This window comes from Actinomadura pelletieri DSM 43383 (assembly GCF_003634705.1).
GTDB lineage: Bacteria > Actinomycetota > Actinomycetes > Streptosporangiales > Streptosporangiaceae > Spirillospora > Spirillospora pelletieri.
In genome coordinates this window covers 100,995-117,259 of record NZ_RBWU01000002.1, presented here as the reverse complement: position 1 = coordinate 117,259, position 16,265 = coordinate 100,995, and the positions used below count along the sequence as shown (strand labels likewise).

The 16,265-nt window shown below is 72.4% G+C and carries 14 protein-coding genes; 3 read left to right on the top strand and 11 right to left on the bottom strand.

Annotated features, from left to right (window positions below; translation table 11 throughout):
- Positions 1 to 435 precede the first annotated feature (435 nt).
- Together BZB76_RS07340 and BZB76_RS07335 are read left to right on the top strand one after the other, a co-directional pair.
- Positions 436 to 2,085, top strand: a complete 1,650-nt coding sequence (locus BZB76_RS07340; RefSeq protein WP_121433573.1) for a coiled-coil domain-containing protein — start codon at positions 436 to 438, stop codon at positions 2,083 to 2,085.
- Between the two features lie 222 nt (positions 2,086 to 2,307).
- Positions 2,308 to 3,246, top strand: a complete 939-nt coding sequence (locus BZB76_RS07335; protein WP_121433572.1) for a phosphotransferase family protein — start codon at positions 2,308 to 2,310, stop codon at positions 3,244 to 3,246.
- Here BZB76_RS07335 and BZB76_RS07330 read toward each other — a convergent pair.
- From BZB76_RS07330 to BZB76_RS07280, 11 genes are all read right to left on the bottom strand, one after another.
- Entirely contained in the window at positions 3,216 to 3,932 is a 717-nt protein-coding gene (locus BZB76_RS07330; protein ID WP_121433571.1) for a response regulator transcription factor, read from the bottom strand. The genes BZB76_RS07335 and BZB76_RS07330 overlap by 31 nt on opposite strands.
- 27 nt (positions 3,933 to 3,959) lie before the next feature.
- The gene (locus tag BZB76_RS07325; RefSeq protein ID WP_121433570.1) at positions 3,960 to 5,111 is read right to left on the bottom strand and encodes a sensor histidine kinase; all 1,152 of its coding nucleotides are present in this window, start codon (positions 5,109 to 5,111) and stop codon (positions 3,960 to 3,962) included.
- Positions 5,112 to 5,205: 94 nt separating this feature from the next.
- Positions 5,206 to 7,410: an MMPL family transporter gene (locus BZB76_RS07320; RefSeq protein ID WP_121433569.1), complete on the bottom strand. Its 2,205-nt coding sequence runs from the start codon at positions 7,408 to 7,410 to the stop codon at positions 5,206 to 5,208.
- Between the two features lie 147 nt (positions 7,411 to 7,557).
- On the bottom strand, positions 7,558 to 8,592 hold the full coding sequence (tsaD, locus tag BZB76_RS07315; protein WP_211342886.1) for a tRNA (adenosine(37)-N6)-threonylcarbamoyltransferase complex transferase subunit TsaD: 1,035 nt from the start codon (positions 8,590 to 8,592) through the stop codon (positions 7,558 to 7,560).
- Positions 8,593 to 8,611: 19 nt separating this feature from the next.
- The gene (rimI, locus tag BZB76_RS07310; RefSeq protein ID WP_420534768.1) at positions 8,612 to 9,103 is read right to left on the bottom strand and encodes a ribosomal protein S18-alanine N-acetyltransferase; all 492 of its coding nucleotides are present in this window, start codon (positions 9,101 to 9,103) and stop codon (positions 8,612 to 8,614) included.
- On the bottom strand, positions 9,100 to 9,780 hold the full coding sequence (gene tsaB / locus BZB76_RS07305; protein ID WP_121433568.1) for a tRNA (adenosine(37)-N6)-threonylcarbamoyltransferase complex dimerization subunit type 1 TsaB: 681 nt from the start codon (positions 9,778 to 9,780) through the stop codon (positions 9,100 to 9,102). Before tsaB ends, rimI begins: the two co-directional genes overlap by 4 nt.
- Positions 9,781 to 9,832: 52 nt before the next feature.
- Complete coding sequence (locus BZB76_RS07300) at positions 9,833 to 10,573, bottom strand: hypothetical protein (RefSeq protein ID WP_121433567.1); 741 nt, start codon at positions 10,571 to 10,573, stop codon at positions 9,833 to 9,835.
- Positions 10,574 to 10,699: 126 nt separating this feature from the next.
- Positions 10,700 to 11,161, bottom strand: coding sequence for a tRNA (adenosine(37)-N6)-threonylcarbamoyltransferase complex ATPase subunit type 1 TsaE (tsaE, locus tag BZB76_RS07295; protein WP_281273868.1), 462 nt, complete (start codon positions 11,159 to 11,161; stop codon positions 10,700 to 10,702).
- Between the two features lie 53 nt (positions 11,162 to 11,214).
- Positions 11,215 to 12,285: an alpha/beta fold hydrolase gene (locus tag BZB76_RS07290; protein ID WP_121433566.1), complete on the bottom strand. Its 1,071-nt coding sequence runs from the start codon at positions 12,283 to 12,285 to the stop codon at positions 11,215 to 11,217.
- Positions 12,286 to 12,296: 11 nt separating this feature from the next.
- Positions 12,297 to 13,421 (bottom strand): alanine racemase, encoded by a 1,125-nt coding sequence (alr, locus tag BZB76_RS07285; protein ID WP_121434534.1) that lies wholly within the window; start codon positions 13,419 to 13,421, stop codon positions 12,297 to 12,299.
- A 248-nt stretch (positions 13,422 to 13,669) separates the two neighbouring features.
- Positions 13,670 to 15,148 carry an NAD(P)H-hydrate dehydratase gene (locus tag BZB76_RS07280; protein WP_121433565.1) on the bottom strand — a complete coding sequence of 493 codons (1,479 nt, stop codon included), beginning with the start codon at positions 15,146 to 15,148 and terminating at the stop codon, positions 13,670 to 13,672.
- Between the two features lie 239 nt (positions 15,149 to 15,387).
- Between BZB76_RS07280 and BZB76_RS07275 the strand changes: the two genes are divergently transcribed.
- On the top strand, positions 15,388 to 16,248 hold the full coding sequence (locus BZB76_RS07275) for a helix-turn-helix domain-containing protein (RefSeq protein ID WP_121433564.1): 861 nt from the start codon (positions 15,388 to 15,390) through the stop codon (positions 16,246 to 16,248).
- Positions 16,249 to 16,265: the final 17 nt, after the last annotated feature.

Here is a 16,265-nt window from a genome sequence, read left to right as displayed (position 1 = left end):
AACGCGGCGAAAATCTTCGCGCCGGGTTCCCGAGGACCCCTTCGACACCGCCGGAAGCCCCACCGAATTGGCCCGGCCAACGCCGCGCGGCATCACATCACGGCTGCACGTGTCCGACCGTCCGTGACGCTCCACCGCCCGGCAACGACCGTTCTCAGCGGAGATGTCCGGGCAGGTCAACGCCCTCGTCCCACCGGTCGACGTCTCCACACTCCGACCTCTGCCACCATCCCACCGATAGCCGCAAAGCCGGAAAAAGCCACATCAACCTAAAACCGCGACTTCACGCCCCAGCCGGGTAACAGGCACATTACACAGAACTCACAATGTTCCCTACTACCCGTTATAGCGGCCGCCTACACGCACTACAGTGGCCACTCCAGAGATTCATTGCCGTGCGTCATTTCGTCGCGCCGGCACACGAAGGAGCATCGGGTGGAAACGAATCACAACTTCCTGCAGACGGGGGGTCAACCGGTCTCGGATCGGATGCGGGAGTTGCTCGCCCGTGCGGCGCAGGACCACGTCTATGAACAGCGCTCACAGGGTCAGGTCCTCGACGAGATTCGCCAGCGGCTGGAAGGCATGGAGTGGCTCCTGCGCGAGGTCCGCGAGCGGGAGCTGACCGGGCTGACCGGACAGCTCGACGGCGTCCGCGGGCAGGTCGACGAGCTGGCGGGCAAGCCCCCGGAGTGGGCCGAGGGCCTCGCCGAGCATCTGGAGGCGTTCGGCGAGCGGGTCAAGCCCGTCGCCGAGCTTCCGGCGCTGTGGGCCGACGTCGGCGTCGTCGCCGAGAACGTCGACGAGGGCCTGTCCCGCATCCAGGCCGTCATCGACTCCGCGCAGCACATCACCGACGCCACCCAGCAGGCGTCGCAGCGCATGGACGAGATGACCAAGCGGCTCGACAAGCTGCAGGGCAGCATGGAGGCCGCGTCCGTCCGGTTCAACCGGCTCGACAAGTCGCTGGCGGAGCTCGGTCACCGGTCCGAGCGCCTCGAACACTCGATCAACGGCGTCACGGCACGGGTCGACCAGGCGCTCGGCGAGATGGCCGAGCGGATGGAGCAGGGCCTGGAGGCGGTCAACGGCCGGGTCGAGGGCGTCGGCGGGCGGCTCGACGGCCTGGACGGACGGCTCGACGGCGTCGACGGCCGGTTGGAGGGCCTGTCCGGCAAGCTGGACGGCCTGGACGGCAGGTTCGAGGGCATCGACGGCCGTATCGACGGTGTCGGCGAGCGGATCGCCCGGCTCCCCGCGACGCTGGAGATGGCGGAGGTGCACCGGCTGCTGGGCGAGCTGGCGCAGCGTCCGCCCGCCGACCACAGCGACCGGTTCGACGCGCTGGAGAAGCATCTCGCCGACGCCGTCGACCCGTTGATCGAGGAGCTGCGGGCCCGCCCCGACCGCGACGAGGTCAAGGCGACCATGTCGCGGATCGCCGAGACGGCCTACAGCGACGTCGCCCGGCGCATGGACGAGTTCTCCCGCCGTTTCGAGGACGTGCACGACGACGTCCGCAAGCGCATCGAGGGCATCCACGAGGAGGTCGCCAAGCGGGTCGACGGCGCGCTGGAGGAGTTCACCGCGCAGGTCGACCTCGTGTCCCGCCGGGTCGAGTCGGTGCACGCGGACGTCACCAAGCAGGTCGAGTCCGTCCACACCGAGGTGGCGCGGCAGGTCAACGGCGTCCACCACGATGTCGGCAAGCGGATCGGCGACATCCACAGCGACGTCACCCGGCAGGTCGGCACCATCCACGAGGACGTGGTCAAGCAGGTCGGCACCATCCAGGAGGACGTCGCGCGGCAGGTCGGCGGCGTCCACGACGAGTTCGCCCGGCGCGTCGAGGGTCTCCAGGACGAGGCCGCGCGCCGTGCCGACGCCGCGCAGGCCGAGGTCGCCAAGCGGTTCACGCATGTCGAGGACGAGGTCGGCAAGAAGGTCGACGGCGTCCACGACGAGGTCTCGAAGCAGGTCAACGCCGTGCACGAGGACGTGTTGAAACGGCTGTCCACGCTGGAGGAGACGATGCTCGCCCTCGCCGAGGCGCTGCTGCGCCCCCGCCGCGAGACCAAGGACTGACCGGCCACCACGCGGGCGCGACCGGAGCGGACTTCGGGCGGGGGTGGACGGCCCCGCCCGAGCCGCTCCGGCGGTGTTCGGATACCCCACGGGATCCGCGAGGTATGTCCGGCAAAGCGCCGTGACGACCGAAGGTGCTCCACCACGACACCGCGATGACGTGCAATTTGTTACGTTCCGTCTTCGCAAAATCACTCCCAATACCCTTCGGAATCGGTTTTCATGGATCAGGTGACTCGCACACCGGCTCCCTGCCTGTCGACCGGCGCCGCCGAACCCGACCCCACCACCCTGCGCTGGGTCGAGGAGTGTCTCGGCAAGGGCGCCGAGGTTCGCATGGTGCGGCCGCTCGCGGGCGGCTCCGCCCACGCCAACCACGCTCTCCTCGTGGAGAGCCGGTCCGGCAGCGCGCATCGGCTGGTGCTGCGCCGCTGGACGTACCGGGAGCCGGTGTCCGCGCGCCCGCACGGCAGCGAGTTCTCGCCGGAGCGCGAGATCGCCGCGCTGGCCCTGCTCGCCGGCTGCGAGATCCCCACCCCGGCGCTCGTCGCCGCCGATCCCGCCGGTGCCTACTGCGACGTGCCGGCCCTGCTCATCACCCGGCTCGGCGGTCATCCGCCCCGCCCGTCACCGGACGACCTGCCCGAGTACCTGATCCAGCTCGCGGCGGCGCTGCTGCCGGTGCACGCGCTGAACGGGGCGTCCACGATGCCGCCCTACGTCCCGCACAACCGGCTCGAAGTGCGGCTTCCACCCCGGCACGCGCTGCGGCCCGGCCTGTGGGAACGCGCCTACGAGGTCGCCGCGCGGCCCGCTCCGGAGGCACCGGTCCGTTTCCTCCATCGCGACTACCACGCCGACAACACGCTGTGGTCCTTCGGCAAGCTCACCGGCGTCGTCGATTGGTCGGACGCCTCGTCCGGTCCCGTCGCCATCGACATCGCCCGGATGCGCCGGGGGCTCGCGCTGCGCTACGGGCCGTCCGTCGCCGACCGTTTCCTCGCCACGTTCGACCAGGTCTCCGGCGGTTACCCGCACGACCCGTACTGGGACGTCCGCAGCCTCCTCGACCTGCTTCCCGAGGAGGACGGCCGGGTCGTGGACGAGGCCCACGTCCCCCTCTACGAGGACTACCTCTCCCGGCTCCTTCCCGACTGCTGACCGGGGTCCGTCGCCGGCGCGTGCGGGGCGCGCGCGAGCCCCGACCGGTAGGCGATGACGACGAGCTGGGCGCGGTCGCGGGCGCCCAGCTTCATCTTGGCGCGCTGGACGTGGGTGCGGACGGTCAGCGGGCTGAGGAACAGCTCCGCGGCGATCTCGGTGTCGGACTTCCCGTCGGCGACGAGGGTCGTCACCTCGCGTTCGCGGGCGGTGAGGGCCGCCACGTCGCCGCGGAGGGCGTCCGCGCCGGGTTCGGGTACGGCGAGGAAGCGGCTGATGAGCGAGCGTGTGGCCGGGCCGGACAGGAGCGCGTCACCGGACGCCACGGTGCGGATGCCGTCGAGAAGCCCGTCCGCGGAGACGTCCTTGCCGAGGAAGCCGCTCGCGCCCGCGCGCAGGGCCCGCGCGACGTGCTCGTCGGTCTGGAACGTGGTGAGGATGAGGACGCGGGTGTCCGCCAGGTCCGGATCGGCGCAGATGGCCTCGGTCGCGGCGAGGCCGTCGGTGCCGGGCATGCGGATGTCCATGAGGACGATGTCGGGACGGTGCGCCCGGGCCAGTTCGACGGCCTTCGTGCCGTCCGCGGCCTCGCCGACCACCGCCATGTCCTCGCAGGAGTCGATCAGGATCCGGAAGGTCGCCCGCAGCAGGGTCTGGTCGTCGGCGAGCAGAACGCGAATCGTCATGGGCCTTCCCGAGAGCGGTGGACGAGGTCAGTGGACGGGCAGTTCGGCGGTGACGGCGAAGCCGCCTCCGGGACGCCGCTCCGCCCGGAGCCGTCCCCCGGCGGACCGGGCTCGTTCCCGCATTCCGACGATGCCGAACCCGCCGCTCGGCGCGGGCGGGCGCGGGCTCGGGCCGCCGTCGTCACTGATCGTGACGGTCAGCGTGTCGTCGTGGTAGGCGAGTCGGACGTCCGCGGTGGCCGCTCCGGCGTGCTTGGCGACGTTGGTGAGGGCCTCCTGGACGATGCGGTACGCGGCCAGGTCGACGCCGGGTGAGAGCGGTCGCGTCTCCCCGTCGACCGTGACGGTGGCGTGGAGCCCGGCGGACTCGAACGCGGACACCAGTTCGTCGAGCCGTTCCAGCCCGGGGGACGGCTCCAGCGGTTCGGGATCGTCGGACCGGCGCAGGAGCCCGACGGTGGCCTGCAGCTCCCGCAGCGCCGCCGCGGTGGTACGGCTCAGCTCGGCGAGGATCTCCCCCGCCTGTCCGGGGTCGGTGCGGACGATGTGCGCGGCGGTCCCGGCCTGGGCGTTGGCGAGGGCCATGTGGTGGGCGACGACATCGTGGAGTTCCCGCGCGATGCGGACGCGTTCCTCGGCGACACGGTGCCGGGCCTCCTCCTCGCGGGTGCGTTCGGCGTGCTCGGCGCGGGCGTGCGCGGCGTCCAGGTAGGCGCGCCTCCCCTGGACCGCCGCGCCCGAGACGATCGCCACGATGATCCAGAAGGCGGGGGCGAACGTCGCGAGCTTCTGCGCCTGGTCGTCCTCGACGGACCACTGTGCGGCGACGGCGAACACCACGATGGCGATGAGGCCGTAGACGCGCGCGACCCGCTCGGGGCTGCGGACGCCCAGGGCGTAGAACGCGACGACGAGCGGGACCATGTGCTGGTGGCCGAGGGGATAGCCGGTGGCGCCGGCGACGACGGTGCAGGCGAGGACGAACACGACGACGGCGCCCGGGTGACGCCCGCGCCACACCAGGGCCAGGCAGGCGGCGCTCGCGGGAAGGGCCCCGGGCCACCAGCCCGTCTCGGAGTCGATGTACTGGCCGAGGGTGATCGCGTACACCAGCAGCAGGAAGACCGCCTCGGCGAAGCGCGGACGGCGGTCGGTGAACCGCCGCCAGGTGTTGGACATGAGGCTCTCCCGGATCGCGTGTACCCCATGATGGGGCACGGACCGCGGTGGGGCCGTCCGCGCGCCGCTCGGACGACCCCACCGTCGCGGCAGGTCAGACGCGTGCCGTGGGCGTCCTGGCGCCGTCCGGCACCGGCGCGGGCGACGGCACCCGGTCGCGCAGCGACTCGCCCTCCACGTCGACGCGCGGCAGCAGCCGGTCCAGCCGGCGCGGCAGCCACCAGGCCCGCCCGCCGAGCAGCGCGAGAACGGCGGGCACGACGACCATGCGGACGATGACGGCGTCGAACAGGACGGCGGCGGCGAGGCCGAAACCGACCATTTTCATCATCATCCCGGCACCGGTCATGAACCCGCCGAACACCGCCATCATGATCAACGAGGCGGCCATCACGACCCGGCCGCTGTGCCGGAACCCGGTGACGATCGCCTGGCCGGGCGCCTCCCCGTGGACATGCGCCTCCCGCATCCGGGAGACCAGGAAGACCTGGTAGTCCATGGCCAGGCCGAAGCTGATGCCCACCAGGAAGATCGGCAGAATGCTCATGATCGGCCCGGGTTGGTCGACGCCGAAGATCCCGGCTCCATGGCCGTTCTGGAAGACCGTGACGAGCGCGCCCAGGGCCGCGCCGATCGACAGCAGGTACCCGAGCGCGGCCTTCAGCGGCACCAGCACGGAGCGGAACACCAGCAGCAGGAGCAGGAACGCCAGGCCCACGATGGTCGCGAGGTAGGGGATCAGTGCCCGCTGCATCTTCGCGCCGACGTCGATGTTCAACGCGGTGGCACCGGTGACCTCGAAGGTCGCCCCGGCGGCGGACTCGATCGCGGGACGCCCGGAACGGATGTCCTGGACGAGGTCCTTCGTCCGCTGGTCGGTGGGCGCCGTGGACGGTGTCGCCGACAGCACCGCGGTCGTGCCCGTCCGGTCGAACCGCGGGACGGAGACCGACACCACGCCCTCGGTGGCGGCGATCCTTCCGGCGATCGTCGAGACCGCGGCCTTCGGGTCGGGGGCGTCGCCGGCGTCCACGACGAGGGTCAGCGGGCCGTTGAACCCGGGGCCGAACGCGTCCGCGAGCGCGTCGTAGGCGCGCCGCTCGCTGGTCGAGGTCGGCTTGGCCTCGTCGCCGGGCATGCCCAGCCGCATGTTCAGCGACGGCAGGACGGTGGCGCCCAGCGCGGCGACCGCGACGAGCAGCACCGGGATCGGGCGCCGCACGACGAACCGGGCCCAGCGGGCGCCGAGGGCGTCGCGTCCTTCGGCCCGGCTCCGGTTCTTCCGGGTACGGCGCGCGAGGACGGCGTTCGGCAGGAAGCCGAGCAGGGCGGGGACCAGCGTCAACGCGACCAGGACGCCGACGACGACCGCGCCCGCGGCGCCCATGCCCATCCTCGTCAGCATCGGAACGCCGACCACCGCCAGCCCGACCAGCGCGATGACGACGGTGAGCCCGGCGAACACGACCGCGGTCCCGGCGGTGCCGACGGCCAGGCCGGCCGCCTCCCGGGGCTCGTGCCCGGCCGCCCGTTCCTCCCGGTAGCGGGAGACGACGAACAGGGCGTAGTCGATGGCGACGGCGACCCCGAGCATCAGGGACAGCTCGGCCGTCGACGGGGACAGGTCGAAGACGTTCTGCAGGGCGGTGATCGTCATGAGGCTGACGCCCACCCCGAGAACGGCGGTGAGCAGCGACAGCCCGGCGGCGGCGAGCGACCCGAAGGTGACCAGCAGGACCACCGCGGCGACGGCGATGCCGAGGATCTCACCGACCGCGCCCGCCGGGTCGGTCTCCAGCGCCGATCCGCCGACCTCGACGGTCAGGCCCGACGCCCGGGCCCGTTCGACGGCGTCCCTCAGTGCCGCCTTGCCGGCCTCGGTGAGGTCGTCCGCCGTGACCTTGTAGGTGACGGTGGCGAACGCCGTGGACCCGTCCTCGCTCACCGTCCCCGCGTCGAAGGGGCTCTCCACGTCGGCGACCTGCGGCCCCCTGGCCACTTCGGTCACCAGCGCGTCGACGGGCGCGCGGTTCTCCGGCGCGGTGATCCGCCGCCCCTTCGGGGCGATGAAGACGACCCGGGCGTCGGCGCCGTCGGCCGCGACGCCGGGGAACTTCTCGTTGATGTGGTCGAACGCCTTCTGCGACTCGATCCCCGGCATCGTGAACGAGTCGGACGGGGCCTCGCCCGCGCTCGCGGAGCCGAGGAACGCGGCGGCCAGGGCGGCGAGCCACAACAGCGCCACCGGGAAACGCCGTCTGAAGGCTCCGCGCCCCAACCGGTACAGGAGGGTGGCCATGGAGAGTCTCCGTATCTGCTCGTGGGAACCCCACAAGGCTCTCCGGGCGCGCACCCTCCCGTAATCATGCGTGCCAAGGCATTCCGGTACTGAAAAACGCGTACGACAGTCGCCTTCGTCTGGGCCCGAAGGAGGAGTGGACCGGCCTCAGAGCAGGATCGACTCGATCGGCAGGCTCGAATCGGCGGGCAGCTCCAGGGTGGACGCGGCGGCCCCGGTGGCGACCAGCTCGGAGCCGAGGGCGGCGACCATGGCGCCGTTGTCGGTGCACAGCTTCGGGCGGGGGACGCGCAGGCGCACGCCCGCCGCCTCGCAGCGTTCCGCGGCGAGGGCGCGCAGCCGCGAGTTGGCCGCGACACCGCCGCCGATCAGCAGGTCGTGGACGTCGTTGTCCTTGCAGACCTGCAACGCCTTCCGCGTGAGGACGTCCACGACGGCCTCCTGGAACGACGCGGCGACGTCCGCGACGGGCACCGGCTCGCCCGCGCGTTCCCTGGCCTCCACCCAGCGCGCCACCGCCGTCTTCAGACCGGAGAACGAAAAGTCGTAGGTGCCGTCGTTGTACTTCCCGCGCGGGAACGGGATCGCGGCGGCGTCACCGTCGCGGGCCATCCGGTCGATGACGGGGCCGCCGGGGAAGCCGAGGTCGAGGACGCGGGCGACCTTGTCGAACGCCTCGCCCGCCGCGTCGTCCACGGTGCTGCCGAGCGACCGGACGTCGCTCGCCACGTCCGGCACCAGTAGCAGGGACGAGTGCCCGCCCGACACCAGCAGCGCCACGCACGGCTTCGGCAGCGGACCGTGTTCGAGCTGGTCGACGCACACGTGCGCGGCCAGATGGTTCACGCCGTACAGCGGCTTGCCCAGCGACAGCGCGTAGGCCTTGGCGGCGGCGACGCCGACCATCAGCGCGCCGGGCAGGCCCGGCCCGGCCGTCACCGCGAACGCGTCGATGTCGGTGAACGCGACGCCCGCGTCGGCGAGGGCCCGTTCGATCGTGGGGCCCATCGCCTCCAGGTGCGCGCGGGACGCGACCTCGGGCACCACGCCGCCGAACCTGGCGTGCTCGTCGACGCTGGACGCGATCGCGTCGGCGAGCAGCGTGCGGCCCCGGACGATCCCGACACCGGTCTCGTCGCACGACGTCTCGATGCCGAGTACCAGCGGCTCATCCCGAATCAACGTGTTCCCCCTGCCCGGCTCACTCGGCCCTGTTGAAACCCACGGGTGGACGGGGGCGCAGCTTGCGGCACATGACGATCGCGTCCACGTTCGAGGGTTGGTAGTAGCGTCTGCGGAGGCCGACCTCGTCGAAACCGAACCGCTCGTAGAGGCGGCGCGCGGCGTCGTTGTCGGCGCGGACCTCCAGGAACACCGCCTCACTGTCGCGGCGGATCGCCTCGTCCAGCAGTTCGGTGAGCAGCGCGGCGCCGATGCCCGACCCGCGCTGGTCGGCGCGGACGCCGAGGGTCTGCACATCGGCCTGCCCACCGGCCGCGGCCAGGCCCGCGTAGCCGACGATCTCGCCGTCGGGGCGTTCCGCGACGACGTAGTGGCGGGTCCGCGGCTGGTCGGCGAGCTCGCCGCGGATCAACTCCTCGCTCCACGGGTCCTCGGGGAACAGCTCCCGTTCCAGCACGGTGACGGCCGCGATGTCCGCGCCGGACATCGCCCGCAGGACGACATCGCTCACGCCGGTGTCACCTTCTTGCGCGGACCCGGTTCCCTGGCGTCCGGACGGCGCAGGTAGAGGGGTTCGGGCGGCAGGAGGTCCGGGCCCTTCAGCCCGGCGAGGCGCGCGACGGTCAGCTCCGCGAGGGCACCGGCGGTGGGCAACAGCGGCTCGTGGTCACCGACGCCGAGGGCCTCCCGGTACAGGGCCGCGCCCTCGCCGACGACGGCAAGGCCTTCCGGCGCGCCGTCCAGGACGTCGGACGGCGGCCCCACGGCTGGCTCGGTGGCGCGGGCGCGGAACGAGTGGTACCGGGCCCAGTAGACCTCTTTGCGGCGGGCGTCGGTGGCGACGGCGAACGGCTCGTCCCGTCCGGTGGCCCAGGCGATGATGTCGAGCGTGCAGACGCCGTGCACGGGGATGCTGAGCGCCTCGCCCATGGCTCGGGCGGTGACCAACCCGACGCGCAGACCCGTGTACGGGCCGGGCCCGACACCGACGGCGATCGCGCTGAGGTCCTCCGGCGCGGCGCCCGCCTCCGCCATCACGCTCGCGACGGACGGGGTCAGCAGCTCGGTGTGCCTGCGCCGGTCGACGGCCTCGGCCATGCCGCGTGGGACGGCGCCCTCACCGGGCGTCCACTCGTACAGCGCCACGGTGATCGCGGCGGTCGCGGTGTCGAAAGCCAAGACCAGCACGGGTTGTAAGCCTACAGGCCCGGTCAGGCCCCCGGTCAGACCGCCTGAAGGATCATGACCGGGCGAGCCCCTGGAGGACGGCCTTGGCCGCCTCGACGGTCCCGTCGGTGGCGGCGCGCGAGGACAGCGGGTCGCCGCCGTCGGAGCCGGAGTAGTGGACGGTGACGAGGACGTTGCCCGACCGGACGTTGCCGATCGCCTCGCCCGAGCCCTGCCCGTCGTCGACGCTGTAGACGACGTAACCGTCGTCGCCGACCCCGGTGAGGCGGGTCTTGGCGGTGAGTTTCCGGCCGGCGAGAAGCGCCTTGCCGGACTCGTCGGCGGTGCGTTCGGAGGCGAACGTGGCGCGGGCGGCCTGCGTCGGCGTCTGGGCTGCGCTGCCGGCGATCGCGCGCAGCTCGATGGTGAGCTGCCGCCTGACCTCGCCCGTGTAGGCGCCCCACACGCACTGGTTCTGCCGGTCGTCGCGCTGGGTGCTGTCGGCCTCGGTGCGTTCGGAGCCGGGCGCGAGCCGGTCGACGAGGGGCTGCCCGACGATCGTGCAGGAGTCGGGGACGGTCGTCCGCTCGCTCCGCGACATCGTGGAGGTCTCGGGGGGACCGGCCCCCACGGCCCGGCCGTCCGCGCCGTCACGGTCGTCGCCGCCCGTGCCGACCCCCGCCAGGACGACGAACGCGGCGAGCACGCAGACGGCGATGACGGCCCCGACGCCTCCGACGACGAGCGCCCAGCGCCCGCGGGTGCCACGTGGACGGACGGCGCGGTGGCTACCGCTGCGATGGCTGCCGCTCACCGGTTCTCACTCCCGTTACGGAAAATCGCTATGTCGTGAACGTGAGCTTCGTTCCGGCAAAGAGTACGACATGGCGGCCTTAAATAGCCCCTGGCCTGCTCGAACAAGGGCGTGAGAACGTCGGTTTCACTCGGCGGGCAGCACCAGATCCGACCAGCGTGGACCGATTCCGACGAGCCTGACCCGGCGTTGCTCGTCCGGGCCGTCCCCGCGCGAAATGATCAATTCCAGCCGGTCGTCGGCCAGGCCCTCCGCGAGGCCCTCTCCCCATTCGACGACCGTCACCGACTCCTCGACGGACGCGTCGAGATCGAGATCGTCCAGCTCGGCGAAACCGCCCAGCCGGTAGGCGTCCACATGCACCAGCGGCGGCCCCGCGGCCAGCGACGGATGCACCCGCGCGATCACGAACGTCGGCGAGGTGATCGGGCCGCGGACCTTCAGCCCCTCCCCGATGCCCTGCGTGAGCGTCGTCTTGCCCGCGCCCAGCTCGCCCGTCATCACGATCAGGTCGCCCGGACGCAGCAGACCGGCGACGCGGACGCCGAACTCGCGCATGGCCTCGGCGGTGGGCACGGTGACCGAGATCTCGTTGGAGGGCGTCTCGTTCAGGTCGGATTCCTGGAACAGGTCGTGTTCGTTCAAGCGGTGCGTTCCTCCTCGCGCTCCGGCCGGACGCGGTCGATCAACCGGCGGAGGCCGCCGGTGACCACGCCCGGGTACTCCAGGGGCAGCACGTGCCCGGCCTCCTCCACCTCTACCAGTTCCACGTCCGGGAGCGCCTCGGCGATACGGCGCGCGTGCACGGCCGGGGTCAGCCGGTCCTCCCCGCCGGCGAGCACCAGGGTCGGCACCCGGCCGAGAACGTCCAGGCAGGCGACCTTGTCGTGGGCCATCAGCGCCGGATAGAACTCCGCGATCACGTCGATCGGCGTCGCCCTGATCATCTGCTCCAGGAAGTCGACGACGGTCGGGCTGACATGCCGGTCGGCGAACGCCATCTTCCGCGTCACCACGAACGCGAGGTCGGCGCCGAGCCCCCGGGCCCGCTCCACCAGTTCGGCGCGGCGGCCGAGCCCGCGCAGCGTCCGGGGCGCCAGCGGACGGACGACCTTCGCCAGCACCAGCGGCAACCCCAGCGTCAGTTCCGCCATGTCACCGCAGGACGTGTTGGCCACCGCCACCCCGACGACCTGCCGTTCGAACAGCTCGGGATGCCGGTCCGCCAACGCCATGATCGACATTCCGCCCATGGAGTGCCCGACGAGGACGACCGGCCGGTCGGGCCGGACCGTCGCCCGCACCACCGCGTACAGGTCGTCGCCGGTCTGCTCGATCGTCGCGTCGGCGGGGTCGCTGCGCCCGGAACGGCCGTGGCTGCGCTGGTCCCAGAACACCATCCGGAACGACTCCCGCAGGTCACGACGCTGATAGTGCCAGGAGTGCAGGTTGAGCGTGTAGCCGTGGCTGAACACGAGGGTGAGGTCGGCGTCGTCGGGGCCGTCCACCTCGACGTGCAGGGGAAGGCCGTCGCTCGCCTCGACGGTCAGCTCCCGGCCGCGCAGCTCGCCGAACGGCTCGTCGGCGTCGGGGTCGGGGCGCAGCCGCACCCGGCCGACCGCGACATGCCGCAGCCCGACGGCCGCGCCGATCCCGGCCGCGCCCACGCCCGCGACCGTGCCGACGAGGCCGACCCTGCGCCCTTTGCCCATCCGCGCGCCTCCTACAGCGCCCCTCCCGGGTACGCCCTCGGTACCCGGACCCCGATGCGGGTGACGATCTCATAGGAGATCGTGCCCAGTGCGTCCGCCCACTCCTGCGCGGTCGGCTCGCCCCGGTCTCCCGGACCGAACAGGATGATCTCGTCTCCCGCGGAGAGCGGGTCGTCGCCGAGGTCGAGGACGAACTGGTCCATGCAGACCCGTCCGGCGATCGTCCGCCGGCGTCCGCCCGCGAGGACCTCCAGGAGGTTCGACCCGTGCCGGGGGATCCCGTCCCCGTATCCGACGGGAACGACGGCCAGGTTCGTCTCCTTGAGCGTGCGGTAGGTGAGGCCGTACGACACGCCGCTGTCCGCCGGGACCCGCTTGACCAGCGCCGCGTTCGCCACCATCGTCATCGCGGGACGCAGCCCGAACGTGCCCAGCTGCGGCACCGGCGACAGCCCGTACAACGCGATGCCCGGACGCACCAGGTCGAACCGGGCTTCGGGCACGGTCAGCGCGCCCGCCGAGTTCGACAGGTGCCGGACCTCGAACCGCGCGCCCGCCTTCTCCGCGTACTCCACCATCGCGGTGAACGCCGAGATCTGTGCCGCGATCGACGGGTGGCCCGGCTCGTCCGCGCAGGCGAAATGGGACATGGCCCCCACCACGCGCACCCGTCCCGACGCCTCCGCCTTCAACGCCGCGTCGACCAGTTCCTCCCAGTCGCGGCCTCGGGCCCCGCCGCGCGTCATGCCGGTGTCGGCCTTCAGGTGCACCCGGGCCGTCCGGCCCGCCCGCTCCGCCGCCTCGGCGATCTCGTCCAGCAGCCAGCGGGCGCCCACGGTCAGGTCGATGTCGCGCGCGACGGCCTCCTCGTACGGTTCGCCCGGCACGCCGATGCACGACAGGGTCCGGACGGTGAGGCCCGCGTCCCGCAGCCGCAGCGCCTCCCCCAGCTTCGCCACCCCGAGCCAGGTGGCGCCGCCGGCGAGCGCCGCCCCGGCGGCCTCGACCAGCCCGTGCCCGTACGCCTCGGCCTTCACCATGGCCAGGACCTCGGCGCCCCGCGCCCGCTCGCGCAGCACCCCGACGTTGTCGGCGATCGCGCTGAGATCGACCCGCGCCTCCGCTGGAACGTTCATGCCCATAGTGTGCCCTGTCTCTCTCAGTGACCTCCTCCTTCGGGCCTGGCGGCCCTCCAGCGTCGGTCACTGTATGCGATCGCCACGTCGCTCCGGCTCGCCTTGCGGCTCGCTCCGGCTCGCCTTGCGGCTCGCTGCGCGATCAGGTTCTCGCCTTCGCTCGAAACCTGCCTTCGGACGCGATCGCAACGGTCGGGGTTGGTGCGTGGTCGCGGCGGTGGTCGATGTCACCGCAACGCCCCGCGGCCTCAAGTGCGCAGGGCGCGGAAGGCGGCGGGCAGGGCGTCGATCACGTCGGGGGCGGTGATGGGGGCCTCGGGGCCCGGGGTGGGGGCGGCGGCCAGCCGGGCGGCCAGGCCGTGGAGGTAGGCGCCGGTCGCGGCGGCGTCGATGGCGGGCATACCGCCCGCCAACAGGGCTCCGATGAGGCCGGCGAGGACGTCGCCCGTCCCGGCGGTGGCGAGGCGCGGGGTGCCGGTCGGGTTGACGCGGACGGGACGGTCCTGCTCGGCGACCAGCGTGGTGGAGCCCTTGAGCAGGACGGTCGCGGACAGTTCGGCGGCGGCGCGCCGGACGTGTTCGAGGCGGGCGGCCTCGATGGCGTCGCGGGAGGCGTCGACGAGGCGGGACAGTTCCCCGGCGTGGGGGGTGAGGACGGTCGGCGCGGCGCGGGCGAGCAGGTCGCGGCGCCGGGCCAGGACGGTGAGACCGTCGGCGTCGACGAGCACGGGCAGGTCGGTGGTGAGAACGGCGTGCAGGAGCGACTCGGCGGCGTCGCCGGTGCCGAGGCCGGGGCCGACGACCCAGGCCTGGACGCGGCCGACGCGGTCGAGGACCGACGGTCCGTGCGGGCCGGGGTCGAGGACCGTGGTGACGGCCTCGGGCCAGCGCTGCCGGACGAGTTCGACCGGGTGGGCGACGGAGGCGAACCGGACCATGCCCGCGCCGCCGTGGGCGGCCCCGCCGACGCTGAGCACGGCCGCGCCGGTGTAGGCGTCGCCGCCCGCGAGGATGCCGACGACGCCGCGGCGGTACTTGTCGGACTCGGGCGCGGGCTCGGGCGGCTGGAGGTCCGTCGGCCGGGCCGCGACGACGTCCGGGTCGGGCAGGTCGGGGCCGAGCCCGATGTCGACCAGTTCGACCACGCCGCAGTGGGAGGCGCCCGGGTCGATCAGCAGGCCCGGTTTGTGCGTGCCGAAGGTGACGGTGACGTCGGCGTGGACGGCGGTCCCCTCGACGCGCCCGGTACTGGCGTCCACGCCGCTCGGGACGTCGCAGGCGACGACGAGCCCGGCGGACTCGGAGGCGAGCGCGGCGTGGCGGGCGTGGGGTTCGCGGAGGCCGCCCGTCCCGCCGATGCCGGTCAACCCGTCGATGATCAGGTCGGCGTCCGCGATGGCGCCGGCGGTCTCGTGCTCGTCCAGGAGTCGACCGCCGGCGGCCCGGAGTGCGGCCAGACCGCCGTGGTGGATCTTCGACCCGGCCTGGACGGTCTGCACGCGGGCGCCGCGACGGGCGAGGCGGGCACCCGCGTACAGGGCGTCGCCGCCGTTGTCTCCGCCGCCGACGAGGAGCACCACCCGGGCCCCGTAGACGGCGGGCAGGAGGCGCGCGCACACCGACGCCAGCCCGGCGGCGGCGCGCTGCATCAGCGTGCCCTCCGGGAGCCGGGCCATCAGGGCCTGCTCGGCCGCCCGAACCTTGCCGACCTCGTGCGCGTACCTCATCCGCGGCTCCCCATCGCTCACGGTCCGTCGATCACACCCTCAGGGTGCCACGGAGCGGCTCTCCGGGAGCGCGTCCCCCTCCGCAATTGCAGCTTGCATTGCAAGTTTCAGCGTCAGGTGCGGGGGTGATTGATCGGCCGTAGAATCTTGGTCATCCGGTCCGATGTTCGCGCGCTGCGGCCCCCCGGTACGGCAGAACGCGCCCAGATCAGTCCGCCTGGACTGGAGAGGCCCGAGCAATGAGCACTTCCCGTGGTCCCTCCGTCCGGCAGCGGCGGCTGGCCGCCGAACTGCGGCGGCTGCGCGAGCGGCGGGGACTCACCGGGGACGAGGTCGCCGAGCGGCTGGCCTGGTCCACGGCGAAGGTCAGCCGGATCGAGAACGCGCGGACCGGCGCGAAGATCGGCGATGTGCGGCGCCTGCTCGACGTCTACGAGATCGACGGCGGGCGCCGCGAGGACCTCGTCTCGCTGGCGCACGACGCCGCGCGGCGCGGCTGGTGGGAGGAGTACCGCGACCTGCCGAGCCCCCTGGCCGACTACATCGCGCTGGAGGCCGAGGCGACGGCGGTGCGGGAATGGGGCAGCACGGTGTTCCCCGGGTTGCTGCAGACCGAGAACTACGCGCGGATCGTCATCGACGGCTGGAGCGACCTGGCGACCCTGCCACCGCAGGAACTGGAGCGCAGGCTGGACGTGCGAATGCGCCGCCGGGAGGTTCTCCAGCGGCCCCGTCCGCTGGAACTGTCGGTGGTTCTCGACGAGGCGGTTCTCCAACGCCGGATCGGGGACCGGAACGTCATGCGGGAGCAACTCGAACATCTCTGTAGGATGGCCGACCTTCCGAACGTGACCGTACAGATCCTGCCTTTGAACGCGGCACACTCGGTGTTGGCCGAGTCGTTTATCCTTCTGCAATTCTCACCGGTGCACGACATCGTTTTCCCTGATATCGTTCACACGGAATCACTGACGATCAGCCACTTTGCGGAAGAGGCTGTCACTCATATGTACACTCTCGCCTATCAGAGCCTGGCCGGCCAGGCCCTCGATCCCGCCGATTCACGGCGGCGCATTCTCGAGGCCAGGGATGCCTGGTGAAGGTCCGCAAAGGGGCT

What these genes read in the sequence shown, in the direction of transcription:
- BZB76_RS07335 (WP_121433572.1), top strand. Translation starts at nt 2,308, where the DNA reads ATGGATCAGGTGACTCGCACACCGGCTCCCTGCCTGTCGACCGGCGCC.
- BZB76_RS07330 (WP_121433571.1), bottom strand. Translation starts at nt 3,932, where the DNA reads ATGACGATTCGCGTTCTGCTCGCCGACGACCAGACCCTGCTGCGGGCG.
- BZB76_RS07325 (WP_121433570.1), bottom strand. Translation starts at nt 5,111, where the DNA reads ATGTCCAACACCTGGCGGCGGTTCACCGACCGCCGTCCGCGCTTCGCC.
- BZB76_RS07320 (WP_121433569.1), bottom strand. Translation starts at nt 7,410, where the DNA reads ATGGCCACCCTCCTGTACCGGTTGGGGCGCGGAGCCTTCAGACGGCGT.
- BZB76_RS07290 (WP_121433566.1), bottom strand. Translation starts at nt 12,285, where the DNA reads ATGGGCAAAGGGCGCAGGGTCGGCCTCGTCGGCACGGTCGCGGGCGTG.
- alr (WP_121434534.1), bottom strand. Translation starts at nt 13,421, where the DNA reads ATGAACGTTCCAGCGGAGGCGCGGGTCGATCTCAGCGCGATCGCCGAC.
- BZB76_RS07280 (WP_121433565.1), bottom strand. Translation starts at nt 15,148, where the DNA reads ATGAGGTACGCGCACGAGGTCGGCAAGGTTCGGGCGGCCGAGCAGGCC.
- BZB76_RS07275 (WP_121433564.1), top strand. Translation starts at nt 15,388, where the DNA reads ATGAGCACTTCCCGTGGTCCCTCCGTCCGGCAGCGGCGGCTGGCCGCC.